Origin of the sequence: Sphingomonas sp. CCH9-E2, assembly GCF_001557215.1 — a bacterium.
GTDB lineage: Bacteria > Pseudomonadota > Alphaproteobacteria > Sphingomonadales > Sphingomonadaceae > Sphingomonas.
Map to the genome: position 1 here is coordinate 1 of NZ_LSJM01000284.1, position 3,034 is coordinate 3,034.

Here is a 3,034-nt window from a genome sequence, read left to right on the forward strand (position 1 = left end):
CACCACCGGCTTCGCCGGCGGTCCCCCTCCCCTGAGACAAGCTCAGGGGAGGAATTGCACTAGCCGTGGCGGTAGCCGAGCTTGGCGGGGAGAGGCACTGGCGCGCCGTTTGCGATCAGGGTCAGACCATTGCCGGGGTTGGCAGTGCCGATGCGGGTGGCGGGGACGGGCGGGGCGATGCCTTCGGGCAGGGTGAAGAGCAGTTCGTAATCGTCGCCTGCGCACGCGGCGTCGAGCACCGGGCCGGGCAAGGCGAGCGGGACGGTATCGAGGTCGATGGTGAGGGCGAGGCCGCTGGCCGCTGCCAAGCGCTGGGCGTCGATCAGCAGGCCGTCGGAGATGTCCATCATCGCGGTGGCGAGGGGGGCGAGCGCCTGGCCTTCCGCGACGCGCGGGATGGGGTGGAGATAGCGGGCGAGGTCGCGCGGGTTTCCATCCGCACCGAATGCCGCGCCGCCGATAGTGCCCGTGACCCACAGCGCGTCGCCGGGTTGGGCGTCGCTGCGCAGGGGGACGTTGGGTGGCGCGGTGCCGATCGCGGTGAGGGTGAGGCTGCGCGGGGCTCCGCCGGGCATCGCCACGGTGTCGCCGCCGATCAGCGGCATGGCGTAGGTGGTGAGCGCCTGGTTGAGGCCGTCGAGGAACGCGCGGTCCCACTCGGCATCGCCCGACAGGCTGTAGTTGAGCAGGCACGCAAGCGGCGTCGCGCCCTTGGCCGCGAGGTCGGACAGGTTGACCGCCACGAGCCGCCAGCCGACCGACTCTGGCGGATCATGCGGGCGGTAGTGGACCGACTCGACCATCGTATCGCTGGTGAGGATCAGGGTTCCGGCGGAAACGTCGAGCTGTGCGGTATCGTCGGCGAGGCCCGCGGCCGCTGGGTGCGTGGCGATGGCGCGCAGGGCGGTGAGGAAGGTGAACTCGTCGGGCATCCGGAGCCTTTACGCGATTGGAGCCGACCCAGTCACTCAGTCAATCGCGGCACGACATCGCGGACAAAAGCCCGGATATTCTCGCGCGCATCACACTGCATCCCCAGTGCCATGAAAGAGCGCGTATCCTTGCCCTTAATCTGGGTTTGGACGCTGTCGATAATCGGCACGCCATATTCCGTCATCGTGTGCAAAGGCTTGTCAAAATCGGCGGAGGCGAGCTCTAGAACGCAATCGTTAGGCACACCTTGGAATGGATTGTGTGGTGGCCATGGCATCACAACGGCCACGTCGCGCAGGTGCGTTTGTACGAACGCATCGAAAGAGAGAGACTGAAATTGGATTGGATTTCCCGGCGATCCGGTCTGGGCCCGGAGCAGTGTGACCGCTTGGTTGCGGGCAATGCTTTCGCAGTCGTCTGCGATCTCGACGGTACTGAGTGTTCTGAAGTCGATATAGGAAATTACGAATGACGCGTTTCCGGTCGCTTTGAGAGCTACCAACTTTCGTAAGATCCCCCCGGGATTCTTTTGCGGTAGGTCGAAGGAGTAGCCGCAATAGCTTTGAGGCGGGCGAAAAAAGAAGCGCATGCCGCGCGATGGCTGATCAGCGGTAAAGCCACCGGTCGCCACGAGAATTGATAGCATCGGCGCAAAAAACATTGGCGGTTCCCCTATGCGCTTCACGACTGCACGGTGGGGGTGATCTGATCAACGGATGAAATCGGGCAAACCGGACACGGGCGCTTTGGTGGGGGAAGGCAACTCTATCGTGCTGGAGAGGATGCCGCTCCCCCCAATCGCCAAGCCACCGCCACACTCCCCGCAAAGACCCCGCGCCATTGCGACAGGTCGGCACGGCTGCGCTCGTCGAACCCCGGCGCGCGGGCGGTGCGGGTGAGGACGCCGGTCGCGGCTTCGCGGAGCAGGGTGCGGGCGACGGGGAGGCCGGTGTCGTTGGCGGCGAGGAAGCGGGCGAGGTTGTGGGCGGCGCGGATGCGCAAGGGGGCGTCGGGGGACAGGGTTTCGCGCGCGCCGGCATAGGCCAGCATGTAGAGTTCGAGCGCGCCGCTGCGCTTGCCCTGGGCGTCGAGGTTTTCCGCCAGCATCGTCTGGGCGAGCGTGGTGCGCGGGTCGCCGGGGGTCAGCACAGCCTCACGCGTCATCAGCCCGGCGCGCAGATAGGGTTCGGCGATCAGGCGCGCAGCATCGGGCTGGCGCGCGAGCAGTTCGGCGAGGTTGAGCATCGACGTGCCGAGGTCGTAATGGCTGGCCTTCAATCGCTCGCGACGGATGGTCAGCGCGGCCTGTTGCTCGGCCAGCGCATCGCTGTCGCGGCCCATGCGTGCGAGCAGAACGCCGAGGTTCGCGCGGGCGGTGGCGATGGCGAGCAGGTTGTCGGGCAGCTTGTCCTGCCGCACCGCGAGCGCACGGCGGAGCGCGGGTTCGGCTTCGCTGAAGCGGCGCTGTTCGGCGAGCACGATGCCGAGGTTCATCAGGTGATCGGCGAGCAGTTCGGGATCGCCATTCGCGCTGGCCTGAAGCGCCTGCGCCGCGACGCGCAGCACGGGTTCGGCCTCGCCATAGCGGCCGCCGCGCAGCAGCACCGCGCCGAGCGTGCCGCGCACCACGCTGGTGTCTTCATGCGCCGGGCCACGCAGCGTTTCCATCATGCCGAGCGCGGTGCGTGCGGCGCGTTCGGCCTCGTCGAACAGGCCGGCGGTGGCGAGCAACTCGGCGGCGGCGACGAGGCCGAGGGCGCAGTCTTCGCTCGGCGGCGTGGCGGGGGTGCAGTTGGTGCGTGCCTCCGCCGTTGCCTGCAGCACAGCTTCGCGGGGCAGCGCGGTGCCGCTCTCGTCGAGCTGGAGGCCGAACTTGAACTCGTCCGCCGCGGCGGGGGTGGCGATCAGGGCGAGCAGCAGGGCGAGGCGGCGCATGGCATTGTTGTGAGACGCCGCCGCGCGCCGGGCAACAGACGAATGCGGGCATGTTGCGCGGGTGCGCATTCGTATGCAGCATCGTGCCGGCGCGCCGGGGTGATAGGCTGAGGCAAAGGATGCGGGAGGAGCGGATGGACTGGACGCGGCGGGAGGTGCTGGGGGG

The 3,034-nt window shown here is 67.7% G+C and carries 3 protein-coding genes; all 3 read right to left on the reverse strand.

The features are described 5' to 3' along the window. Nucleotides 1–59: 59 nt before the first annotated feature. The gene (thiL, locus tag AX681_RS13180; RefSeq protein ID WP_066655853.1) at nt 60–932 is read right to left on the reverse strand and encodes a thiamine-phosphate kinase; all 873 of its coding nucleotides are present in this window, start codon (nt 930–932) and stop codon (nt 60–62) included. Between the two features lie 32 nt (nt 933–964). Continuing rightward, entirely contained in the window at nt 965–1,594 is a 630-nt protein-coding gene (locus AX681_RS13185) for a hypothetical protein (RefSeq protein ID WP_156442535.1), read from the reverse strand. A gap of 104 nt (nt 1,595–1,698) precedes the next feature. Then, entirely contained in the window at nt 1,699–2,868 is a 1,170-nt protein-coding gene (locus AX681_RS13190; RefSeq protein WP_066682393.1) for a tetratricopeptide repeat protein, read from the reverse strand. Between the last annotated feature and the right edge of the window lie 166 nt (nt 2,869–3,034).